General features: G+C 44.7%; 17 protein-coding genes and 1 pseudogene. 11 read left to right on the top strand and 7 right to left on the bottom strand.

The window, feature by feature from the left end:
- Nucleotides 1-90: 90 nt before the first annotated feature.
- From SNE25_RS29285 to SNE25_RS29270, 4 genes are all read right to left on the bottom strand, one after another.
- Nucleotides 91-2265: a carbohydrate binding family 9 domain-containing protein gene (locus tag SNE25_RS29285; protein ID WP_321562553.1), complete on the bottom strand. Its 2175-nt coding sequence runs from the start codon at nucleotides 2263-2265 to the stop codon at nucleotides 91-93.
- A gap of 457 nt (nucleotides 2266-2722) precedes the next feature.
- On the bottom strand, nucleotides 2723-5086 hold the full coding sequence (locus SNE25_RS29280) for a glycoside hydrolase family 31 protein (protein ID WP_321562552.1): 2364 nt from the start codon (nucleotides 5084-5086) through the stop codon (nucleotides 2723-2725).
- Between the two features lie 214 nt (nucleotides 5087-5300).
- Nucleotides 5301-5813 carry an SMI1/KNR4 family protein gene (locus SNE25_RS29275; RefSeq protein WP_321562551.1) on the bottom strand — a complete coding sequence of 171 codons (513 nt, stop codon included), beginning with the start codon at nucleotides 5811-5813 and terminating at the stop codon, nucleotides 5301-5303.
- Nucleotides 5814-5834: 21 nt separating this feature from the next.
- A complete protein-coding gene (locus tag SNE25_RS29270) occupies nucleotides 5835-6440 on the bottom strand; it encodes a DUF1684 domain-containing protein (RefSeq protein ID WP_321562550.1) in 606 nt (201 codons plus the stop codon).
- A gap of 231 nt (nucleotides 6441-6671) precedes the next feature.
- On the opposite strand from SNE25_RS29270, the gene SNE25_RS29265 reads away from it, so the two are divergent.
- The gene (locus SNE25_RS29265) at nucleotides 6672-8387 is read left to right on the top strand and encodes an IlvD/Edd family dehydratase (protein ID WP_321562549.1); all 1716 of its coding nucleotides are present in this window, start codon (nucleotides 6672-6674) and stop codon (nucleotides 8385-8387) included.
- Between the two features lie 322 nt (nucleotides 8388-8709).
- Entirely contained in the window at nucleotides 8710-9477 is a 768-nt protein-coding gene (locus tag SNE25_RS29260) for an SDR family NAD(P)-dependent oxidoreductase (protein ID WP_321562548.1), read from the top strand.
- A 188-nt stretch (nucleotides 9478-9665) separates the two neighbouring features.
- Here the strand turns inward: SNE25_RS29260 and SNE25_RS29255 are convergent, their stop codons facing one another.
- A complete protein-coding gene (locus SNE25_RS29255; protein WP_321562547.1) occupies nucleotides 9666-9959 on the bottom strand; it encodes a GNAT family N-acetyltransferase in 294 nt (97 codons plus the stop codon).
- A 314-nt stretch (nucleotides 9960-10273) separates the two neighbouring features.
- Between SNE25_RS29255 and SNE25_RS29250 the strand changes: the two genes are divergently transcribed.
- From SNE25_RS29250 to SNE25_RS29235, 4 genes are all read left to right on the top strand, one after another.
- Nucleotides 10274-10960 carry a hypothetical protein gene (locus tag SNE25_RS29250; RefSeq protein WP_321562546.1) on the top strand — a complete coding sequence of 229 codons (687 nt, stop codon included), beginning with the start codon at nucleotides 10274-10276 and terminating at the stop codon, nucleotides 10958-10960.
- Nucleotides 10961-11068: 108 nt separating this feature from the next.
- Nucleotides 11069-12964, top strand: a complete 1896-nt coding sequence (locus SNE25_RS29245; protein ID WP_321562545.1) for a DNA topoisomerase IV subunit B — start codon at nucleotides 11069-11071, stop codon at nucleotides 12962-12964.
- 149 nt (nucleotides 12965-13113) lie between these two features.
- Nucleotides 13114-13602, top strand: a complete 489-nt coding sequence (locus SNE25_RS29240; protein WP_321562544.1) for a cytidine deaminase — start codon at nucleotides 13114-13116, stop codon at nucleotides 13600-13602.
- A 1-nt stretch (nucleotide 13603) separates the two neighbouring features.
- Entirely contained in the window at nucleotides 13604-14263 is a 660-nt protein-coding gene (locus tag SNE25_RS29235) for a GDSL-type esterase/lipase family protein (protein WP_321562543.1), read from the top strand.
- A gap of 54 nt (nucleotides 14264-14317) precedes the next feature.
- On the opposite strand, the gene SNE25_RS29230 is transcribed toward SNE25_RS29235, so the two are convergent.
- The gene (locus tag SNE25_RS29230) at nucleotides 14318-14752 is read right to left on the bottom strand and encodes a nuclear transport factor 2 family protein (RefSeq protein ID WP_321562542.1); all 435 of its coding nucleotides are present in this window, start codon (nucleotides 14750-14752) and stop codon (nucleotides 14318-14320) included.
- A 145-nt stretch (nucleotides 14753-14897) separates the two neighbouring features.
- Nucleotides 14898-15326, bottom strand: coding sequence for a nuclear transport factor 2 family protein (locus tag SNE25_RS29225; RefSeq protein ID WP_321562541.1), 429 nt, complete (start codon nucleotides 15324-15326; stop codon nucleotides 14898-14900).
- A 169-nt stretch (nucleotides 15327-15495) separates the two neighbouring features.
- Between SNE25_RS29225 and SNE25_RS29220 the strand changes: the two genes are divergently transcribed.
- From SNE25_RS29220 to hutU, 5 genes and pseudogenes are all read left to right on the top strand, one after another.
- Entirely contained in the window at nucleotides 15496-16008 is a 513-nt protein-coding gene (locus SNE25_RS29220) for a YdeI/OmpD-associated family protein (protein ID WP_321562540.1), read from the top strand.
- A 91-nt stretch (nucleotides 16009-16099) separates the two neighbouring features.
- Entirely contained in the window at nucleotides 16100-16600 is a 501-nt protein-coding gene (locus tag SNE25_RS29215; RefSeq protein ID WP_321562539.1) for a hypothetical protein, read from the top strand.
- Nucleotides 16601-16928: 328 nt separating this feature from the next.
- Nucleotides 16929-17438, top strand: coding sequence for a MarR family winged helix-turn-helix transcriptional regulator (locus tag SNE25_RS29210; RefSeq protein ID WP_321562538.1), 510 nt, complete (start codon nucleotides 16929-16931; stop codon nucleotides 17436-17438).
- Nucleotides 17431-18988 (top strand): annotated as a pseudogene (gene hutH, locus SNE25_RS29200) (histidine ammonia-lyase). The gene SNE25_RS29210 and the pseudogene hutH overlap by 8 nt, the downstream one beginning before the upstream one ends.
- A complete protein-coding gene (gene hutU, locus SNE25_RS29195) occupies nucleotides 18966-20639 on the top strand; it encodes a urocanate hydratase (protein ID WP_321562535.1) in 1674 nt (557 codons plus the stop codon). Before hutH ends, hutU begins: the two are co-directional and overlap by 23 nt.
- Nucleotides 20640-20955: the final 316 nt, after the last annotated feature.

Below are 20955 nucleotides of genomic sequence, written 5' to 3'. Positions count from 1 at the left end.
TGCATTACCGCCCTGTACAGCATATAGATTGCTTCGTTCCTCGCAATGACGCGTGGTGTTAGTTTTATTAAGTGAGAACTTACTGCTCGATTACAAATTACACCAATACGTCCACTTCACAACCAGTTGACGGTTTTTAACCATGAATGGGGATGGGGTCGAGTTGTCGCCGTAAACAATAAAAAAGTCTGATGCTGGTTGGTAGCGCCATTGCATACGGATATTGGTATTGATGTTTTTAACCTGACCGTTATATTGCACGTAGGTCGTAAAATAGAGCTTGTTACTTATAGTAATATCGGTTCGCGGGCCAACGAGCCAGAAATTGGTATTGCCGTAAGGCTGTGGCAGGCGCAGATCATTGTACGAAGTATTAACCGCAATATTTACATAAGGCTGAAAACGGTAACCCAGCTGTGCTGTAACGCTTGTTTTACTGCCGCTTTGGTAATATCCCCCATAAGCTACCTCCGTAAGGTAAGTGAACAGGGCCTGTGGTTTTGATACAAATTGCGCGTCTATGGTATTCCAGTGGTTTCGTGTGCCAATGGGTAGCGGCGTTTTACCTGTATTGGTAGGATCAAAAGGTACAAGCAGCTTAATGTAAGTATCAACCGCCGATAATGTGAATGTGCTGCGGTTGCGCATGGTAATGAGGTACGAAAGTGTACTCTCATTATCCGTGCGTTTAAAGTTTTCGTCGAAGTAATAGTTCGACATGATCTGTACACCGTGACTTAAAATACCGCCCGATTTTGGGAAGAAGTTATGTAACAACAGCGGACTGATCTTATTATAACCAACACGCGGCACATAACCTACTCCGGCGGTGTAATTTTTGCCCACATATTGATCCTGGATATACATGGTCCAGTATTTACTGAGGTATTGTATGTGTCCGGCCGCCACCAGGTCATGTCCTTTTAAGCCCGGGGTAAATGATTTTATTCCCATCAGTTTACCCGTTAACAGGTTGTTTGACGATGCCAGATTATACTCCACACCTATATTGCGATTGTACTGGTTACCCGGTGTTGCCGAGCCCGTGGCATCTTTATTAATAAACATAAAGCCAATATTGGAACGCGCGAACACACGGCGCTGCAGGGTGAGCACGCCAAAGTTTTCGGCCGGACTGGAGGCAACATCTGATTCGCCGGTTTGTATATCCATAAGGCCCACGCGCCAGTCTTTATCCAGCTTACCCGTAAGCCTTCCCCCAAACCTGATGGGGGCATTTAATCCGATACGCCGGGAAAAAAATGGCCTGATATCGGTATACCCAAAATTTGCAAACAAATCGCCGTTTTCTAAAAAGAACTGGCGCTTTTCGGGGAAGAACAATTCGTAACGATTTAAATTAACCACCTGCTGATCCACATCTACCTGCGAAAAATCGGGGTTCACGGTAAGGTCGAGATTTAAAGACGAGGTAAGACCAATTTTAGCGTCGCCACCAATTTCCTTACGCCAGGCTACCCCGGTTTTGGCCTGGTAATCTTTTGAAACACCGGCCAGCGCATAGGGGATAAGCGAAATGTTGGTGCCTGCCTCGGGCGGTAATTCATCCCACACAAGCGAACCGGTATAAGCGAGCGACGCGGTAGGGAACTGCCTCGGAATAGGTGTCCAGCTTGATTTTTCGGAAGATTTAAGATCGTTACGGCTAAAGTTAATGCCCCATACGCCAACACCCTTTTTGTAACGGATGGTTTTAAACGGAATGGCGGCTTCAAATATCCATTTGTCCGGATAATTTTTTACTACCGATACCCATTTGTTGTCCCAGCTCAGGTCAACCTTGCCGCCCTCGTACATGGTGCCGTCCCACTGGCCGCCTGCGGCATTGGCCCCAAAGCTGAACCCATCGGTACGGGTATCAAAAGGGTCAAGGAAAAATATAAAGTTGTCGTTCTTTACAAAGTTGAAATCGCGCTTCATCGACTCTACCATGTATTGCCCCGGGCCATTAGTGTAGCATATCGCGATGATATAAATGTTGTTGTTATCATAAGTCATGCGCACCTGGGTTTGTACTTTGGCCCGGCTGGTATCCATAGGCAGCACCATGAAAAAATTACTTGCTGAGTCTGCTTTAAGCCAGGTATCTTCCATTATCCCATCAATGGTAATTGGGCCGGCAGCCTTGCGGATGTGATACTGATACCCGGCGTTCTTTTTTTGAGCGTTTGCCTGAAAGGAAAGTAAGAATAAAGCCAGCAGCATTAATATTTTTCCTGGCGATGGGGTATAAGTAGGGTTCAAGATTAATGCTTTATAATTTGGTTTTGTTAAATCGATTTACTCAAAGGCAAGGTAATAAATATAGACCAATGGTGTCTGAAACAAATTATCATCCTTTATAATATTTCTGTGACACATGATTAAGGGTTGCACCTACGGAGCAAAAACTCGTGTTTAATTTTTGGCTACAAACAGGTAGCTCCTGACGGAGCACACCAGCTTCTTTAAAAATATTGGTTTATATTTTTTAATATTTGTGACAAATTGCCCAAACTCATTCGGCATTCTGTGCTCCGTAGGAGCTACCCATTTGTAGCAAAGCAATGTCAATTTTGTTATGCGTCGTAGAGGCTACCCTTTAATCTTAAGATGTAGGTTGCATCTACGGAGCAAAAACTCGTGTTTAATTTATGGATACAAACAGGTAGCTCCTGACAGAGCATACCAGCTTCTTTAAGCTGTTAGTTCTTTTTCATGATTACAAACTAACAGCCAACGCTTTGCCTGAGTACTTCACTACCTTATCGGCCTTGTCGGTTACTTCTACATTGGCTCCGTGCGAGCCTTTTACCATCACGATATTGAACGTGCGGTTTTTAAGCATTCCGGGAAATTTGCCTTTAGTGTCGGATATGCTGAGCTTACGGGTTTTATCATTCCAGTTGATGTTGAACGTGGCATACTGGCCTTTTTCGTAATTATAATTATCGTTCTCATCTTCGTAGAACTTGAATGAACCATCGGCACCGGGATAAATACGCAACTCGATATTGTCGGCCGGTTTTTCGGTAGCATATTCCATGTGGGGGCCCATTGGTATAATGGAACCTGCTTTTACATACAGCGGTAAAATATCAATTGGCGCGGCCGCGCTGATGGTTTTTCCGCCGTCAAGCAGTTCCCCTGTCCAGAAATCGTACCATTTACTGGCGGCAGGTAAGTACACCTGGCGGGCCTTGGCTTTTTTATCTGCATCGGCCGATGTATATAACTGTTCGGTAACCGGGTTTACCATAAATGCCGGACCGAACATGTACTGATCTGGTATGCCGTAAACCTTGCTGTCGTTCCTGAAGTCGAAAGCCAATGAACGCATAATGGTATAGTTATCGGTAGTTACGCGGCCTGCCAGCGAATAAATGTATGGCAGCAGGCGGTAACGCAATTTATCAAAATTGAGCAGAATAGCCTTGGTTTTATCATCCCAGTTTTTGCTGAACAGGGCACGTTCACCTTTGCCATGAATACGGAAGATAGGGCTGAATGTACCAAACTGGAACCAGCGGGTAAACAGTTCCCTCTTGTCGGGCTGCGACCAGTCGGCAGGTTTCCAGTGGAAGTGGTAGCCGCCGATGTCTGACGTCCAGTACGGCAAGCCCGACGCGCAGGCATTAATACCCTGTGGCACCTGGTTCTTAAAATCTTTAAATGTACACTCAATATCTCCCGACCATAAGGTTGAAGCATTGCGCTGCTCGCCGGCGAATGACTGCCTTACCAAAAAGAAAGCTCTTTTGCCCGGAATATCCCTGCGCCAGCCTTCGTAAACGCCTTTGGTATGCTGTAACGAGTACGTGTTAAAATAATCAATACCCTTACCTATGCTGAAATTGCTTTGGCGACGGGCATCCTGCAGGGCGCCGTTGTCTGGTTCGCACTGGTCAATCCACCAGGCATCCCAGCCATAACGTTTAATGAGGCTATCGCGGGCCTGGTCCCAGTAAAGCTCGCGGGCTTTGGGGTTGTGGGCGTCATAATAAGTATCAAAGGTATGGGTAACTACGTTGTCCCAGGTTATATCGGTCAGGCCGCCCATTTTTTCCAGCGCGTCGTAGTTGGGAGTACCTTTGCCGAATACCGGCCATATAGATATCATGGCGTGGATGTTGGCTTTGTGCAGCTCATCAACCATTTGTTTTGGGTGAGGATAACGCTCGGGTTTCATCACATGCGAACCGATAGGCAGCGGATCCCAGTAATACCAGTCCTGCACAATTACGTCAACCGGGATGTGGTTATTGCGGTAATTGTCTTTAACGCCGATGATCTCATCTTCGCTCAAATACCTGTCTTGCGACTGGAACAAGCCGAAAGCCCATTTAGCAAACATCGGCGCGCGGCCTGTAGCGGTACGGTATAGGTCGATGATATGATCGAAATTTGGTCCGTAGAAAAAATAATAATCAACCTGCTTGCCGCTTTCGGATACGTATTTGAATTTGGTGTTGCCAGCTTCGGCTCCATAAAAATTAGAGGCTGAGTAGTTGTCCCAAAGCAAACCATAACCTTTTGTCGATAGTAATACAGGAATAGCACCGGTAAGGTATTTGATCAGCAACTCCTGGTTACGGCCTTTATAATTGATGGATAAAGAATCGAGCGGGTGGCAGCCCAGTCCAAACAAGCCTTCGTTTTCCGGAGAGTTGAACTGTGTGCTCACATTATAGGTACTGATGCCGGCAATGGTAGCCGGGGTAATGGTTTTATTGTCGCTGTCTTCAGCAGTAATAACCGTGCCTTTTAAATCGGTATAGGTAATGGCGTTGGTAGCTTTGTTTACCCTCACCTTTAATTTAGTGGTGGTAATGATCACTTCGCTTTTATTTTCGGCAACCTGGTAGGCAGTTGGCACTTTCCAGCTGTTGTTAACCACCAATGAAGGTTTGGTTTCAAAAACGTTAAATATGGTGTACTTCACTTCAATAATATCAGCCCGGCGAACCAGTACTTTCATCAGGCCTTTATCTAAAGAAAAAGTAACGCCATCTGTGCTTTTTTTGTATGATTTTACTGTGGCGGAAGCCTGCATTGACAGGCAAAAAACCGAGAGTGATGCTATCATCGCAATCGATTGTAATTTTTTAGCGATAGCGTGGGGTAAATTTTTGATCATATTGAACATCAGTATTTTGGTTTATAATTAGTGTACGGAAAACACTTGCTTTGAAAATGTGAATATAACGTACTTTTTTTAATTTGAAAAGGATTTTTTGCAGGAATAAAAATTGGGGGAAAGGGCATTGATTTTGAACGCCATAAATGGGCTTACTTCGGCTTTATCCCTTTGAAACCATATCTCTTATAAAATGAGAAACCGACCTGAAGTAGCTTTCTAAGTTTCTATAGGGATGTTCGCCCGGATGCCATGACGCAAATTTCCAATACTTCCATTTTTCGCCGGCCGAATCTGGCGGGATCAGCAAAAAGTACTGTTCCTCGTTAATACCGGCGATTACTATACTTTTGGCTAACTCTTTACCTATTTCCACCAATTCCACCTCGCTCCAAATATTAATTAAATCGCTGTCTATATTTTTTAAAAAATCAATGTTGCTAACATGCTCAAAGGTTGGCTCTATATCGTTAGGAGCTGAAAATCCATTGGTTACCAACAGGAAATCTTTATAGTCCTGCGGCAATTCTACGCCTAACCTGTCTTCCGCGAGTTTTATTTCTGTCGCCGAAGCCGGAGCATTTCCCAGCCAATCAGATTTGATCTGTTCATCGGTAAATGTAACATCCCCTAATTTAATAGCTAGCTGCGATATTTGTTTAAGTAGAAATTCCATCAGATTCCCGCTAATAATAAATTAATGCTTTTTTTTGCCTGCAAATATTTTTTCTCCGGCTTCCACATCCATATTTACGCGGTTTTCGTCGGGTGGTTTGGGGCAGGAGTAGCCGCCGCTGTAAGCGCAGTATGGGTTGTAGGCTTTATTAAAATCTATTATTACCGAACCATTTTTGATGTCGCCCGTGCGCAGATCGATATATCTGCCTCCGCCGTAAGTGAGTGTTCCGTTGGTGTCATCGGTAAAGGGCAAAAAAAGATAATCGGCATATAACGGATTTTTTGACAGCGCTATGCTTTTATATAGCGTAAGCTGAATAGGCTTGCCTTTTAATGTGAACTTGATAATGGCATAACGCTCATATTCTTTCGCCGTGCCGCTAAATACAGGCATTACAAAAGCCGACTGATTCATTAAAACCTCGGCGGTGGCGGTAACCTGGTAAGTGCTGTCGACATCGTAAAAGCGGAGAAATTGCAAATCGTCTTTTTTTAGGGGAGAGCGATCATCTTTCAGGAAATCATTCATATAGCCTTCCCGGTGTTTGGCTAACTGTGCCTTATAATCCTGCCCAAAGCAACTCAGGCTTGTCATCAATAGCAAGGTCAAAAGGTATTTGGTCATGATCAGTTAGATAAGTAGGATTGCTTTTGGTAATGCAATATATGTAAAAACCAGTATATAAAATATATTGATAAACGGAATTGATTTTCCTCTCATCATTGCTATCTGTACTTTATAGTCAACGGGAAAGGGTTTATGAGGAAATAAATTTTTCTTATCTACGTAATCTATATCTGAAACGATTTACAGAAATATATATTTGCTTATTGAACCTTCAAACACCAATAATTTATGAGCGATAAACCACTAAGGAGCAGGGGCTGGTTTGGAAAAACGGGCAAAGATGGTTTTATATACAGGGCCTGGATGAAAAACCAGGGCATACCCGCGCACCAGTTGCAGGGTAAACCGGTTATAGGTATTTGTAACACATGGTCGGAACTGACGCCCTGTAACGCGCATTTTAGGGAACTGGCCGAATCGGTAAAGAACGGTATTTATGAAGCAGGTGGCTACCCGGTTGAATTTCCCGTAATGTCATTGGGCGAAACACTGATAAAACCTACCGCCATGCTGTACCGCAACCTGGTGAGCATGGATGTGGAAGAATCTATCCGGGCCAACCCTATTGATGGCGTAGTGCTGCTTTGCGGGTGCGACAAAACAACACCAGCGCTCATTATGGGTGCCTGCAGTGTAGATATACCTACTATTGTGGTATCGGGCGGGGCAATGCTTACCGGCAAGTACCGGGGGCACGACATTGGCACCTCTGATATATGGCGGTTTTCGGAAGATAACCGCGCAGGGCATATGAGCGATGAAGACCTGTACACCGCCGAAGCCTGTATGGCCCGCAGCCGCGGCCATTGCGCGGTAATGGGCACGGCTTCTACGATGGCTTGTATGGTGGAGTCGCTGGGTTTGTCGCTGGCAGAAAATGCTGCTATCCCCGCTGCCGATTCACGCCGCAAGGTGCTGGCCCATTTATCGGGCAACCGTATTGTGGATATGGTTCGGGAAGATTTGAAACTATCGGACATACTTACCCCGCAAGCTTTTGAAAATGCCATCAGCGTTAACGCGGCCATCGGCGGGTCAACCAATTTTATTATTCATTTGCTGGCCATTGCTGCCCGTATCGGGGTCGACCTGAATATGGACGATTTTAATACTATCGCTAAAAAGATCCCGCTGCTGGCCAACCTGCAGCCATCAGGACAGTATTTTATGGAAGATTTTTATTACGCAGGCGGCCTGCCCGCGCTAATGAAAGAACTGCGCGACGTATTACATGGCGACACTATTACCGTAAGCGGTAAACCGATGAGCCATAACTATGAGAGCAGCGAATGTTTTAACCGCGACCTGATAGCCACCTGGAAAAAGCCTTTTAATGAGGTGGCAGGTATAGTGGTGCTGAAGGGCAACTTATGCGAGAACGGTGCGGTAATGAAACCATCGGCGGCAAGTACCGAACTGATGATCCACACTGGGCGCGCCGTTGTATTTGAAGATATTGAAGATTATAAAAATAAAATAAACGACCCTAACCTGGAGGTTGACGAAACCAATGTGTTGGTGTTGAAAAATGTTGGCCCCAAAGGTTACCCGGGTATGCCCGAGGTAGGCAATATGGCCATCCCCAAAAAGCTGCTGGATAAGGGCGTGCGCGATATGGTAAGGATATCTGACGGGCGTATGAGCGGTACGGGTTTTGGTACGGTGGTGCTGCATGTATCGCCCGAGGCTGCCGTTGGGGGCACGCTGGCTATTGTGCAGGATGGCGATATCATCAATCTTGATGTCTATGCCGGAACCCTGCACCTTGATGTAAGCGATAAGGAAATTGCTGCCAGAAAAGAGCGACTAACATTGCATACCAATATTGCAAAACGTGGCTATGTGCATTTATACCAAACCCATGTAGAGCAGGCTCACCTTGGCGCCGATTTTGACTTTTTAAAAGGCGGGTCGGGAAGCGAGGTAGTGCGGGATTCGCATTGATTAATTATTGAATTATTGAGTTATTGAATTATTGATTGAGTCCACTCACCACGACTGCACTTCGCTGGTCGGTACTCTTTTCAGCTCCGCTGGAAAGAGGGCGAAGGGAAAGAGATAAACCATGTCATTGCGAGGGACGAGGCAATCGCGTACATTCCAGAGGAGACATAAATAGTTCGAGGTTGCTTCGTCGCTCCTCTTCGCAATGACATTTTAAAAATACCCTCTTTTGCGCCTAAGGCGGAGAGAGGGTGGCCAAGCGCAGCGATGGTCGGGTGAGCCGAATCACTAACAACAACTAAAATATCAACCTAAATAAAATATGACAGCTAATAATTTTACCGGGCAGGTAGCTATAGTAACAGGAGCGGGGCAGGGTATAGGTTTTGAAATTGCCAAACAAATTGCCCAACAAGGCGCGGCGGTACTTATTAATGATGTAAGCGCGGAACTTGTTGCCAAAGCGGCCGATGCTATTTGTAAACTTGGCGGTAATTGTATTGCTTTGGCCGGTGATGCCGCCGATATAAATTTTATACAGCAAATGGTTGATACCGCCGTGCAGCACTTTGGTATGCTCACCATAGCTATAGCCAACGCGGGCATCACGCTTTTTGGTGATTTTTTGGAGTACCCGGTCCAATCGCTGCAAAGCGTAATGAACCTCAATTTGCAGGGCAGTTTCTTTTTGGCCCAGCGTGCGGCAAAGCAAATTATACAGCAAAAAAGCGGCGGGAGTATCCTGTTCATGTCGTCGGTAACGGGGCACCAGGCACATAAGGATCTTGCGGCCTATGGCATGACCAAGGCCGGGCTCGAAATGCTGGCTAAAAGTTTGGTGATTGAGCTGTCGCCCTACCAAATTACGGTTAACACGGTAGCTCCGGGTGCCACTTTAACCGAACGAACCATGGAAGATGCTGGTTATCAGGATACTTGGTCGCGCATTACGCCCATGGGGCGGCCAGCTACTGTACAGGATGTGGCGGCTGCCGTATTGTTCCTGGTATCGCCGCAGGCAAACCATATCACCGGGCAAAACATAGTGGTAGATGGCGGGTGGACAGCTGTAAGTACATCGCCGTACTAAATATAAAAACTTGTCATTTCGGTAGAGCAACGGGCCGGAAGGAGCGTTGTGCGAAAGAGAAATCTTATACGGTATGCCGCGTAAATTTGCCGGGCGTATAAGATGTCTCGCCGTTCCTCCTCGAAATGACAGCTTTTTTTACTGCTTCCAACAACGCTAAGATTGGCGCAAAAATAATATTCCCTTTATCAATCAAATACCGCCCGCAGCTTGTTCCATTCGGGGTGACGTTTCAGGTAGGTTTGTATGTAGGTACAAAGGGGAACCATTTTTAAATTGTGCTGTTCCAGGTAAGCAAATGTTTTTTCAACAAGGGCCGCGGCTATGCCCTTGCCTTCCATTTCTTCCGGTACTTCGGTATGTATCAGGTATATGATCTCACCTCTTTTTTTGTAATCGATAAATGAACGTACACCATCAACGGTAAGCTCAAAGTTATGGATGGCCTCGTTATTTATAAGCGGGATATCTTCGTATTTCATGTTTTGTATATTATGGTAACAACCCCAAATGATATAACAAAAATTTTACTAATTACTGTATATCCATTAGATTTTACGTATGTATCAAATAAAGGTATAAACAAGCGCCGATAATACGAATACAAATGATTTTTATTGATGATATTTGCAAAAAAACTAAATAAATAAGTTAATAATACGTTTACGTATACTGAGAGATGACCAGTAACAACCGGATAAGGCGTTTTGTTCATTTCATTAAATTTTTAATTAGTTTTGATTTGTATTTCTACCTTTATTAGGTTACTTTAAAGCACTTTGTATTTTCTCTGAAAATGAAAGCTATTGTTAAACAAACTAAGTGGATATTACTGCAGCTTGTGCTTTTGTTTTGTATTACTAACGGAGGCGCACAGGTAAAGCCTCATCGGCATACTCACATTAAAAAGAAGGCTACTCAGGTACAGGTTAAAAATACAAACCGTATTAGCGATCAGTATAAAGAGTTTTCAGTGCTTCTGGCCCAGGCCAGTGTTAGTTTTACCTTTCCAAAAGGTTTTAGGGAGATTGCCGCCGTAAATAATGAGGATTTTTCTTTCGACTATGCGATGGAAATGCCGGGTAAGGATTTTGAAGTATGGTTCCAGGTAAAATCACAAAAAGAAAACTGGGCCAGTTATGAGCGGTCGCAAAATGATAGCGATAAACAACTTGCAAATCCCGATTCATTATACCTGGATATGGGTAAGGCGCATGCCACAGCTTTTACAGGCGACAGGAATTATTTTGTACGCAATATGCCCCAGAACGTGCTTGACCGCTACAACGCCGACGCGGGAAAATCATACCTGCTTAACCTGCTCGACCTGCCCGCTACCAAGCATTACAAATACGCCCTGCTCATTACACTTCAGCGTAACCATACGGGCACCATTATGATGGTTTGTTTTACCAACGAAAAAGACCCCGAGTTTTTTAAGAATATTGACAGGGCTACTAATTGCCTGAAATTTAAATCCTGATAACATAATGTTAATAAGTTGACAGTTTTGAACCATAAGTTCAGAACCGAAACTATATTTTTGCATTTGGTGCATGTTGGCACCAGTTTTTAAAAATCTACTTTATAAATGGCAGACGCAGTTAATTATAGTGAAGATAGTATCCGCTCGCTGGATTGGAAAGAACACATCCGTTTACGCCCCGGTATGTACATTGGTAAACTGGGCGATGGCTCGGCTTACGATGATGGTGTATATGTATTGTTGAAAGAGATCATTGATAACTCTATTGATGAGTTTGTAATGGGATCGGGTAAAACCATTGAGGTAAATATGAGCGACCAGAAAGTAGCCGTGCGCGATTATGGCCGCGGGATACCTTTGGGCAAAGTGATTGATTGCGTATCAAAAATTAATACCGGTGGTAAATATGATAGCAAGGCCTTTCAAAAATCGGTTGGGTTAAACGGGGTGGGTACCAAGGCGGTTAACGCGTTGTCGAACACATTTGTGGTTCAGTCATACCGTGATGGACGTACCAAACTGGCCGAATTTGCCAAAGGTGAACTGGTACGCGACGAAGCCGAAAAGGAAACCACACAGCGCAACGGTACTGCTATAAACTTTATTCCCGACGATACCATTTTCAGGCATTACCGCTTTATACCAGAGTTTGTTGAAAGCATGATCTGGAACTACGTGTTCCTGAACTCTGGCCTCACCATTAACTTTAACGGACAAAAATATCTTTCGGAGCGCGGTCTTTATGACTTGCTGACCCGTAATACCGATGTAGAAACACTGCGCTATCCTATCATCCACCTTAAGGGCGAGGATATTGAGATAGCCATGACCCACGGCCAGGCTTATGGCGAAGAATATTACTCCTTTGTAAATGGGCAAAACACCACCCAGGGCGGTACGCACCAGGCGGCCTTTCGCGAAGCAGTTGTGAAAACCGTGCGCGAGTTTTACAAAAAGGAGTACGACGCTTCAGATATCCGCGCCTCTATCGTAGCTGCTATTGCCATTAAGGTACAGGAGCCGGTATTTGAATCGCAAACCAAAACCAAGCTGGGGTCGCAAAATATTGGTCCGGAAGGGCCATCGGTGCGTACTTTTATCAACGACTTCGTTAAAAAGGAACTGGATAATTATCTGCACAAAAATCCGGCTGTAAAAGATGCTTTAGAAAAACGCATCCTGCAGTCAGAACGCGAACGTAAGGATATTGCCGGTATTAAAAAGCTGGCCAATGAGCGCGCCAAAAAAGCATCGCTCCATAACCGCAAACTGCGCGATTGTAAACTGCATTTTGAAGATACACACGAACGCCGCCAGGATACTACTCTGTTTATTACGGAAGGTGACTCAGCCAGCGGATCGATCACCAAATCGCGCGATGTAATGACCCAGGCCGTGTTTAGCCTGAAAGGTAAGCCGCTTAATTGCTACGGGCTAACCAAAAAGGTGGTTTATGAAAACGAAGAATTTAACCTGCTACAGCACGCGCTTAATATTGAGGATGGTTTGGATGCACTGCGTTACAACAACATCGTAATAGCTACCGATGCCGATGTGGATGGCATGCACATTCGCCTGTTGCTCATGACCTTCTTTTTGCAGTTCTTCCCCGACCTGGTAAAGGCCGGTCACGTATCTATCCTGCAAACACCCTTGTTTCGTGTTCGTAATAAAAAGGAAACCATTTATTGCTACAGCGATGAAGAACGTAAAAACGCTATTGCCAAACTGGGCAACAAACCCGAAATAACCCGCTTTAAAGGTTTGGGCGAAATATCACCCGATGAATTTGGGTTGTTTATAGGTAAAGATATGCGTCTTGATCCGGTGATATTGAAGGATGCCAACATCAAAGGTCTGCTTGAATATTTTATGGGTAAAAATACGCCAAGCCGTCAGCTGCACATCGTTAATAACCTGCGGGTTGAAAAGGATGACGAAAGCATTAACCCGCTTATTGCCGAAGAGGCCGAAAGCTTAACCCTGCCGGTTGCAGTGTAAGCCGTCTGAACCCGAGTTTATACGATTAATTGATTACCACGATTTTATTTGCGTAGAGACACATCACATGCGTCTCTACAGCCAAATTTTGGAAGTTTAAGAATTAAGCCTTATCTTGTTTCCCCCGCTTTTTATGTGGGGGATTTGTTATGATTAACCATGAGATAAAAATTGCTTTTGACGAATATGATTCGCTGAAAGATCTGGACACCGCCGATTATGATCTGTGCCTGGAGGCGGCCAACGCTTTAAAAAATTCCCATTCACCATATTCAAAATTCAGGGTAGGTGCCGCCCTGCGGCTGCAAAGCGGTAAAATCATCTACGGCAGTAACCAGGAAAATGTGGCTTATCCGTCGGGGCTTTGTGCAGAGCGGGTAGCCTTGTTTTACTGGGGCGCCAACCACCCCGATGATCCTGTTGAAGCTATGGCCATAACCGCTCAAACAGACGAGTTTATGCTTACCAAACCGGTTACCTCCTGCGGTTCATGTTTGCAGGTACTGGCCGAAGTTGAAAAAAAACAAAACAGCCCTATCAAGATCTTGTTATATGCGGGGGGCGGTCCTGTATGGGTGATAAAAGGCATTGAAAATCAGCTCCCTTTTTTATTTTTTGAAGAACGATTAATTACTTAATATGAAACTAAAACTGCTTTTAATTTTTATTGGTTGCGCTTTTGCAGCACATGTATTTGCCCAGCAAGGTTTTCCGTTTGAAAACGAGATAAAGGCTTTTAAGCACCAGGACAGCTTAAACTTTCCAAAACCAAACGGTATACTGTTTATTGGAAGTTCCTCCATCCGTTTATGGAGCGATCTGGAGCAGCGGTTTCCCGATAAGCCTATTATTAAACGTGGGGTTGGCGGCTGCCTGTTGCAACAAGTGGTTGAATATTACACACCTTATATTCTTTTTCCGTATCATCCGCGTAAAATATTTATCTACGCCGGCGACAATGATATATCCGCTGGCAGGTCGGCCGTCTATGTATCTAATGAATTTGGTAAACTGTGGACAATGATTCATGAGCAGTTACCCCAGGCCGAGATCTACTTCCTGTCTATAAAACCAAGCCCGGTAAGGGCCAAATATTACGGAACCGTTGCAAAGGCCAATGAACTTATTAAAGCCTGGATGCAAAATAAACCTCAAAGTCATTTTGTTGACCTGGTTACCGTTACCAATAAACCCGGCACATCGCTGCCCGATTCTTCGTTGTTTAAAAAAGATTACCTGCACCTCAACCCTAAAGGGTATGATAAATGGCAATCCGTATTGCAGCCATTGGTAAACTAAAACAGAAAAAGCCCCGCAACGCGGGGCTTTTTCTGTTTTATATTTAACGCTAAACTAAAGCTGTTTAAAAACACTGTAAACATTAGTGATTTTCCAACCTTTGCCAGTGTTGGCAATGGTTACATAGTTACTGCGTACAAACTTATCAAATTGCATGTCAACCTTTACAACGGCTATATCATTGTTGCTTTCCATAATTGATGTGCTGGTGGTACAATCTTCCTCAATATTTTTAATGAGTCTTAATGATTCAAATACCTGATCTCTGGTATAGCTCAGGATTTTTTTGCCGCTTAGCAAACTGAATTTTGCATTTTGATCTACCACATCATTTAATCCCTGCAGCTTACCGCGGGTCACGGCATCAACATAGGTATTAATAGCGTAGGTTCTTGTTAAATTTTCACCATCTTCATAGATGTCTGCTTTTGCGGTATTACATACTATCAGCAAAGCAATGCCGGATATTATTAATTTTAATGTTTTCATATTTTCGTTGTTTAGATATCATTTAAGTTGTATATCTATAAGACAACGTTTATTTTCAATACGTTACACTAAAAATAAACTAAATAAAAAGCCCCGCATCGCGGGGCTCTCTACTTACATATTTAACACTAAACTAAAACTAAACTTATTTAAAAATGCTGTAAACGTTGGTTATTTTCCAGCCTTTACCGGTATTGGTAACAGTTACCATATTGGAGCGTAAAAAGCCTTGAAATTGCATATCAACTTTTATAACAGCCATTGCTTCATTGCTTTCAACAACCGATGTGGTGGTGGTGCATTCCTGTTCTACATTTTTAGAGGCATTTAACGATTCCAGCATTTCATTTCTGGTAAAGTTCAACACTGTTTTGCCACGTAACATACTGAATTTAACATCTGAGTCTAACACCTCATTCAGCCCTTTTAATTTGCCATGGGTCATGGCGTCAATATAAGTGCTGATAGCGTAATCCTGGGTTAAGTTTTCTCCGTCGGTATATATGTTAGCTTTGGCAACGCCGCAAACTATTAATAAAGCTAAGCCGAGTACTATTGATTTTAAAGTTTTCATTTGGATTGGTATTAAGGTTGTGTATTATTAATTAATTTTATACTCTTAAGACACCGGCACCATGCCTTACGTTACAATTAATGTTAATTATTTTGATGATTTAACGAATATTTAACATATTGGGTCTTTTTTTAAATACTTAACAATAGAAATATAATAAAGCGGCTGAATGGTTGAATTTGATACCATTATTTTACAATTTGGCGAACAGGGCGAAAAAACGGGCTGGACCTATATCGAAATTCCGGCCGATGTAGCGCAGCAGATGAAACCCGGTAATAAGAAGTCGTTCAGGGTAAAAGGAAAGCTGGATGCGCTGGCTGTTGCCGGAATGGCCCTGATGCCCATAGGCGGGGGTAATTTTATTATGGCACTAAAAAGGGAGATCTGCAAGGCCCTGCGCAAACACCGTGGCGCCATGCTGCACGTATGTTTAGAACCCGATGACGATTTTAAATACATTATACCTGCCGATCTCCTGGAATGTTTTGAATTTGAACCTGAAGCCGGCGAGTTTTTCCACAGCCTTAGCGAAAGCCACCGTGGTTACTTTATAAAATGGATTGACAGCGCCAAAGCCGATCAAACCCGTGCCAACCGCATAGCAGCCACCATAAACGCCATGCTACGCAGAATGGATTATGGAATGATGTTAAGGGAGCAGAAGAAGGCAAGGGAATAGTAAGTAATACTTGTTTTATACGGGAATGAATAATCACTACAGTAAATAAGCAAGAGCTAATTTTATTAATTAATCATTTAATTTATTACTTATGGACAAATCTGAAACGTTTAAAACAATCGCCAATGTCATCTCTACAATAAGTATAGTTTTAGGCATAGTTATCAGCGTAATGGAATTTAGCAGGGCTAAAGAAAAAGAAGCCGAATCAAGAAAAAAGGAAGTAGAACTGAGCAAAATTGATGCGGAGTCAAGGAAAATTGAAGCCGCGAAGCCATTTCTCGAGCTAAGGCAAAAGTTGTATTTGGATGCACTATATAATGCATCAATTTTAGCTTCCAAAACCCAGCACACGGAGGCAGAGGTTATTAACGCAACAAAACGTTTTGCTGAGCTTTATTGGGGAGAATTAAGTTTAATAGAGGAAAAGAGTATAGAAGGTGGGATGATGGCTATTGCTAAAGCTGAAAACATTGATAGTTTTGCTTCACCTACTCGGCAATCAACCTATCAATTGGCCCATGCTATGCGTGAATCATTGATTAAATCATGGGGAATAGACAGTGTAAAAATTGGCAATATAAACCGTTAATATAAAAACTATTTATGTTAATACATTGTCTGCTTTTTTTATGCGCTTTTCCTCCTATTGTTTTGGGAAAGGGATATCAATCATTTACATGTTTAAAGCCGGTAATCTTCAGGTCGGTACTGGAGGGTATTGTAAAAAAACAGATCTGTTTAAAATACTCATAACCGGCCCGCATTTGAGCTTTAAGTTTTAGCAGGCGGCTTCGTATTTACCATTATATCAACATTTGTGCAAATATTTTTATAGTAAGTATTTGCTGTAATGGCGTTTTTTAAAATATCCTGCATCAAAAACTTGCAATTATATAAGTACTTATATAAATTGCATCATGAATTTATACAAGCGTTTAGGATACCTGGTTTTGGGCAGTCGGTTAAGGCGCATCAGCGAGTCTTTTTTGTCCGAGATTAACCGTGCTTATCAGCAGGAGGGTATCGAGTTTGAAGCCAGCTGGTTCCCGGTTTTTTATTTGTTGTCGCAGCATAACACCTTGTCAATAAAAGAACTCAGCGAGCAGATAGAGATAAGCCACCCTGCTGCCAGTCAATTGATCACCAATCTTAAACAGAAAAGCTTACTAACCACTACTACCAACGCAAAAGACGGCCGTAAGCAACAGGTAACCTTTACCGATAAGGGAAGGGAATTACTTACCCGGATAAAGCCTGTTTGGGAGGCTGTTGATACTTCCATGAACGAGATGATGAACAGCGAATTGGGTTGTAAGGAATTATTGCCGGCTATTACCGCACTTGAAAGTGCGCTGCAAACCTATCCGCTGGCTAATCGCATCAGTCGTAACATTAGTAAACAATCAAACCTTGCCCGCCATGAATAATATATTTAATTATGGTACCGATCATTTAACCATTGGTATTTGCCTGGATATAGCTTCGGGCAAAACAAAGGGTATCATTAATGCAGATGCCAATAGGGCCATCCGGGCTTCGTGGCGCGAGGTCGAAAAGATCGTTCACGCGCATCATCCGGTTTATGGTATAAATACCGGCTTTGGTCCGTTGTGCGATACGCGCATTTCTGAAGAAGATACCAGCCTGCTGCAAAGCAATATACTTAAAAGCCATAGCGTAGGGGTAGGCAACCCCATTTCGCAGGAAATTGCCAAGCTCATGCTCATCACCAAAGTGCAGGCTTTGGCGCAGGGCTACTCGGGTGTTGCTCCCGAAACCCTGGAGCGCATCATTTGGCATATTGATAACGACATCATTCCTATAGTTCCCGAAAGGTTCGGTTGGGGCTTCCGGCGATCTGGCGCCATTGTCGCACCTGTTTTTGCCGCTGATTGGTTTAGGTAAGGTATATGAAAAGGGCGAAGCCCTTGCTGCCGGCGAACTATTAAAAAAAAATAACCTGCAACCGTTAGTATTAGGGCCTAAGGAAGGACTTGCCTTAATTAATGGTACACAATTTATACTCGCCTTTGCCGTAAAGGCTGTTCAAAGGTTAAACGATGCCCTTGACCGTGCCGATTTGATTGGTGCACTTTCGTTAGAAGGATTGATGGGTTCGGCCAGGCCGTTTGACGCGCGCCTGCATGCAATTCGCCCGTTTAAGGGGACAAAGCATGTGGCCGGTCGTTTGTTTACTTTATTGAACGGCTCCGAGATCAATTCATCGCACGTAAACTGCGACCGCGTACAGGATCCATATTCATTACGGTGTATGCCGCAGGTGCATGGCGCATCCCGTAATGCCTGGCTCCATCTTAAAGAGCTAACGGAAATTGAACTCAATTCTGTAACCGATAATCCGGTAATTTTTAATGCCGATGATACCATTAGCGGGGGCAATTTTCACGGCCAGCCGTTGGCCTTGCCGCTTGATTATGCCACCGTTGCCGCGGCTGAGCTGGGCAATATTGCCGACCGCCGCTGCTACCTCATGAGCGAGGGGCGCTATGGCCTGCCCAAACTGCTTACCCATAATGCCGGGCTAAACTCTGGTTTAATGATTCCACAGTACACTACGGCTGCTTTGGTCACAGAGAATAAAACCCTGTGTTTCCCGGCCAGCGCCGATAGTGTGCCCACCTCCTTAGGGCAGGAAGACCACGTATCCATGGGCTCAGTGAGCGGACGAAAGCTGCACCAGGTGATCGATAACCTGGAATATATACAGGCTATTGAGTTACTGTACGCAGCGCAAGCGGTCGATTTCAGACGACCGCTCAAATCAACTCCGGTTATTGAGGCTATACACGCCAAAGTACGTCAACACGTGCCCCACATACAGGACGACCGTGTTTTTGCCGACGATATTAACAGTTTACATCAAATAATTACCGATGGCTCCATTCTGGCAACAGCCGATGAAGCGGCCATCAGCAACCATATAAATCTCAGCCATGACGAGTTCGGAATTTATTAAAACCTACGCCAGTCACCCGTTGTATAAAGCGCCGCGCGGCATACAGCTGCATGCCAAAAGCTGGCAAACAGAAGCGCCGCTACGCATGCTGCTCAACAATCTTGACGGCCAGGTTGCCGAAAACCCCGACGAACTCGTAGTGTACGGCGGCATCGGCCAGGCAGCCCGCAACCCGGAATCGCTTCGGAAAATTATTGAACTGCTGCTGGAGCTCGATGAATATCATTCACTGCTGATCCAGTCGGGAAAGCCGGTGGGTGTAATCCGAAGTCACCCGGAGGCACCGCGCGTATTAATAGCCAACAGCAACCTGGTACCGGCCTGGGCTAACTGGGAGCATTTTAACGAACTGCGTGCCAAAGGGCTGATGATGTATGGCCAGATGACGGCAGGCAGCTGGATATACATCGGTACACAGGGCATTTTACAGGGCACTTACGAAACCTTTGTGGAATGCGGCAACCAGCATTTTAATGGAGATTTAACCGGCAAGCTCATAATAAGTGCCGGTTTAGGCGGAATGGGTGGCGCTCAGCCACTGGCCGCAACCATGGCAGGCGGCGTTTTTTTAGGTGCTGATGTTGATGCCACTCGCATTCAAAAACGAGTGGATACACAATACATCGACAGGATGACCCACTCTTACGACGAGGCGATTGCCTGGGTAAAGGAAGCTATCGCCAAAAAACAAACACTGTCGGTTGGCCTCGTAAGCGATGCCGGCGATTTGCTGGAGCATTTGCTAAAAGACAATATTATCCCTGATATATTAACTGACCAAACATCGGCACACGACCCGCTAAATGGGTATATCCCTAATGGTTTATCATTGGCCCAGGCAGCAGAACTCCGTAAAAAGGATGCGGTTGAGTATAAAAGGTTATCGCTCAAAAGCATGGCCCGGCATGTGGGCCTGATGTTGCAGCTGCAAAACAAGGGGGCCGTTACTTTTGACTACGGCAACAACCTGCGCGAGTTTGCCAAACAAGGTGGCGAACCCGATGCGTTCAACTTCCCGGGATTTACACCAGCCTATATCCGTCCGCTTTTTTGCGAAGGTAAAGGACCGTTCAGGTGGGTGGCCCTATCCGGCGATCCGGAAGATATTTATACGACAGACAAGGCGCTGATGGAACTGTTTCCGGAAGATAAACCCCTGATCAAATGGCTGAAAAATGCGCAGGAAAAAATTTCCTTTCAGGGATTGCCCGCACGTATCTGCTGGCTGGGCCTGGGCGAGAGGGAAAAAGCCGGGTTATTGTTTAACGAACTGGTAAAAACAGGCAAAGTAAAAGGCCCGATAGTGATCGGTCGCGATCATTTAGATTGCGGCTCGGTAGCATCACCAAACCGCGAAACGGAAGCGATGAAGGATGGCTCGGACGCGGTATCCGACTGGCCGTTGCTCAACCTCATGGCCAACGCGGCGGGCGGAGCCACGTGGATCTCGTTCCATCATGGAGGTGGGGTAGGCATGGGCTATTCGCAGCACGCGGGCATGGTGGTATTGGCCGATGGTACCGAAAGAGCGGCCACCTGCCTCAAACGTGTTTTACATAACGATCCCGCGATGGGTATCTTCCGCCATGCCGACGCCGGTTACGACAAGGCACAAGAATGGGCTGATAAATTTGGGTTGAAGGTGTGGTAGGTAAGCAGAGGCATTAAATCGTAACGAGCCTATCATCCTGAGCTTGTCGAAGGATCGCGCGGAGTGGCCTGCCCACCGTGCTTCGACAAGCTCAGGATGACAGCCATAGTTCTAAAAAAAGACATGTCATTGCGGGGAACGAAGCAATCTCCCTATGTAATTCGGACAGACAAGGTTAATTACTTGTCGTAAAGAGATTGCCACGCTATCGCTCGCAATGACATAATTATTAAAAAACAAGTCGTGTTCGTAAGTGTTCGCGGTGTTCGCACTTCAAAAAACGAACACCTGGTTATTCGGGATAAAGTGAACTCAA

It is taken from the genome of Mucilaginibacter sabulilitoris (assembly GCF_034262375.1).
GTDB lineage: Bacteria > Bacteroidota > Bacteroidia > Sphingobacteriales > Sphingobacteriaceae > Mucilaginibacter > Mucilaginibacter sabulilitoris.
Note: the sequence above shows the minus strand (reverse complement) of the source record. Positions and strands in the feature narration are given on the sequence as shown.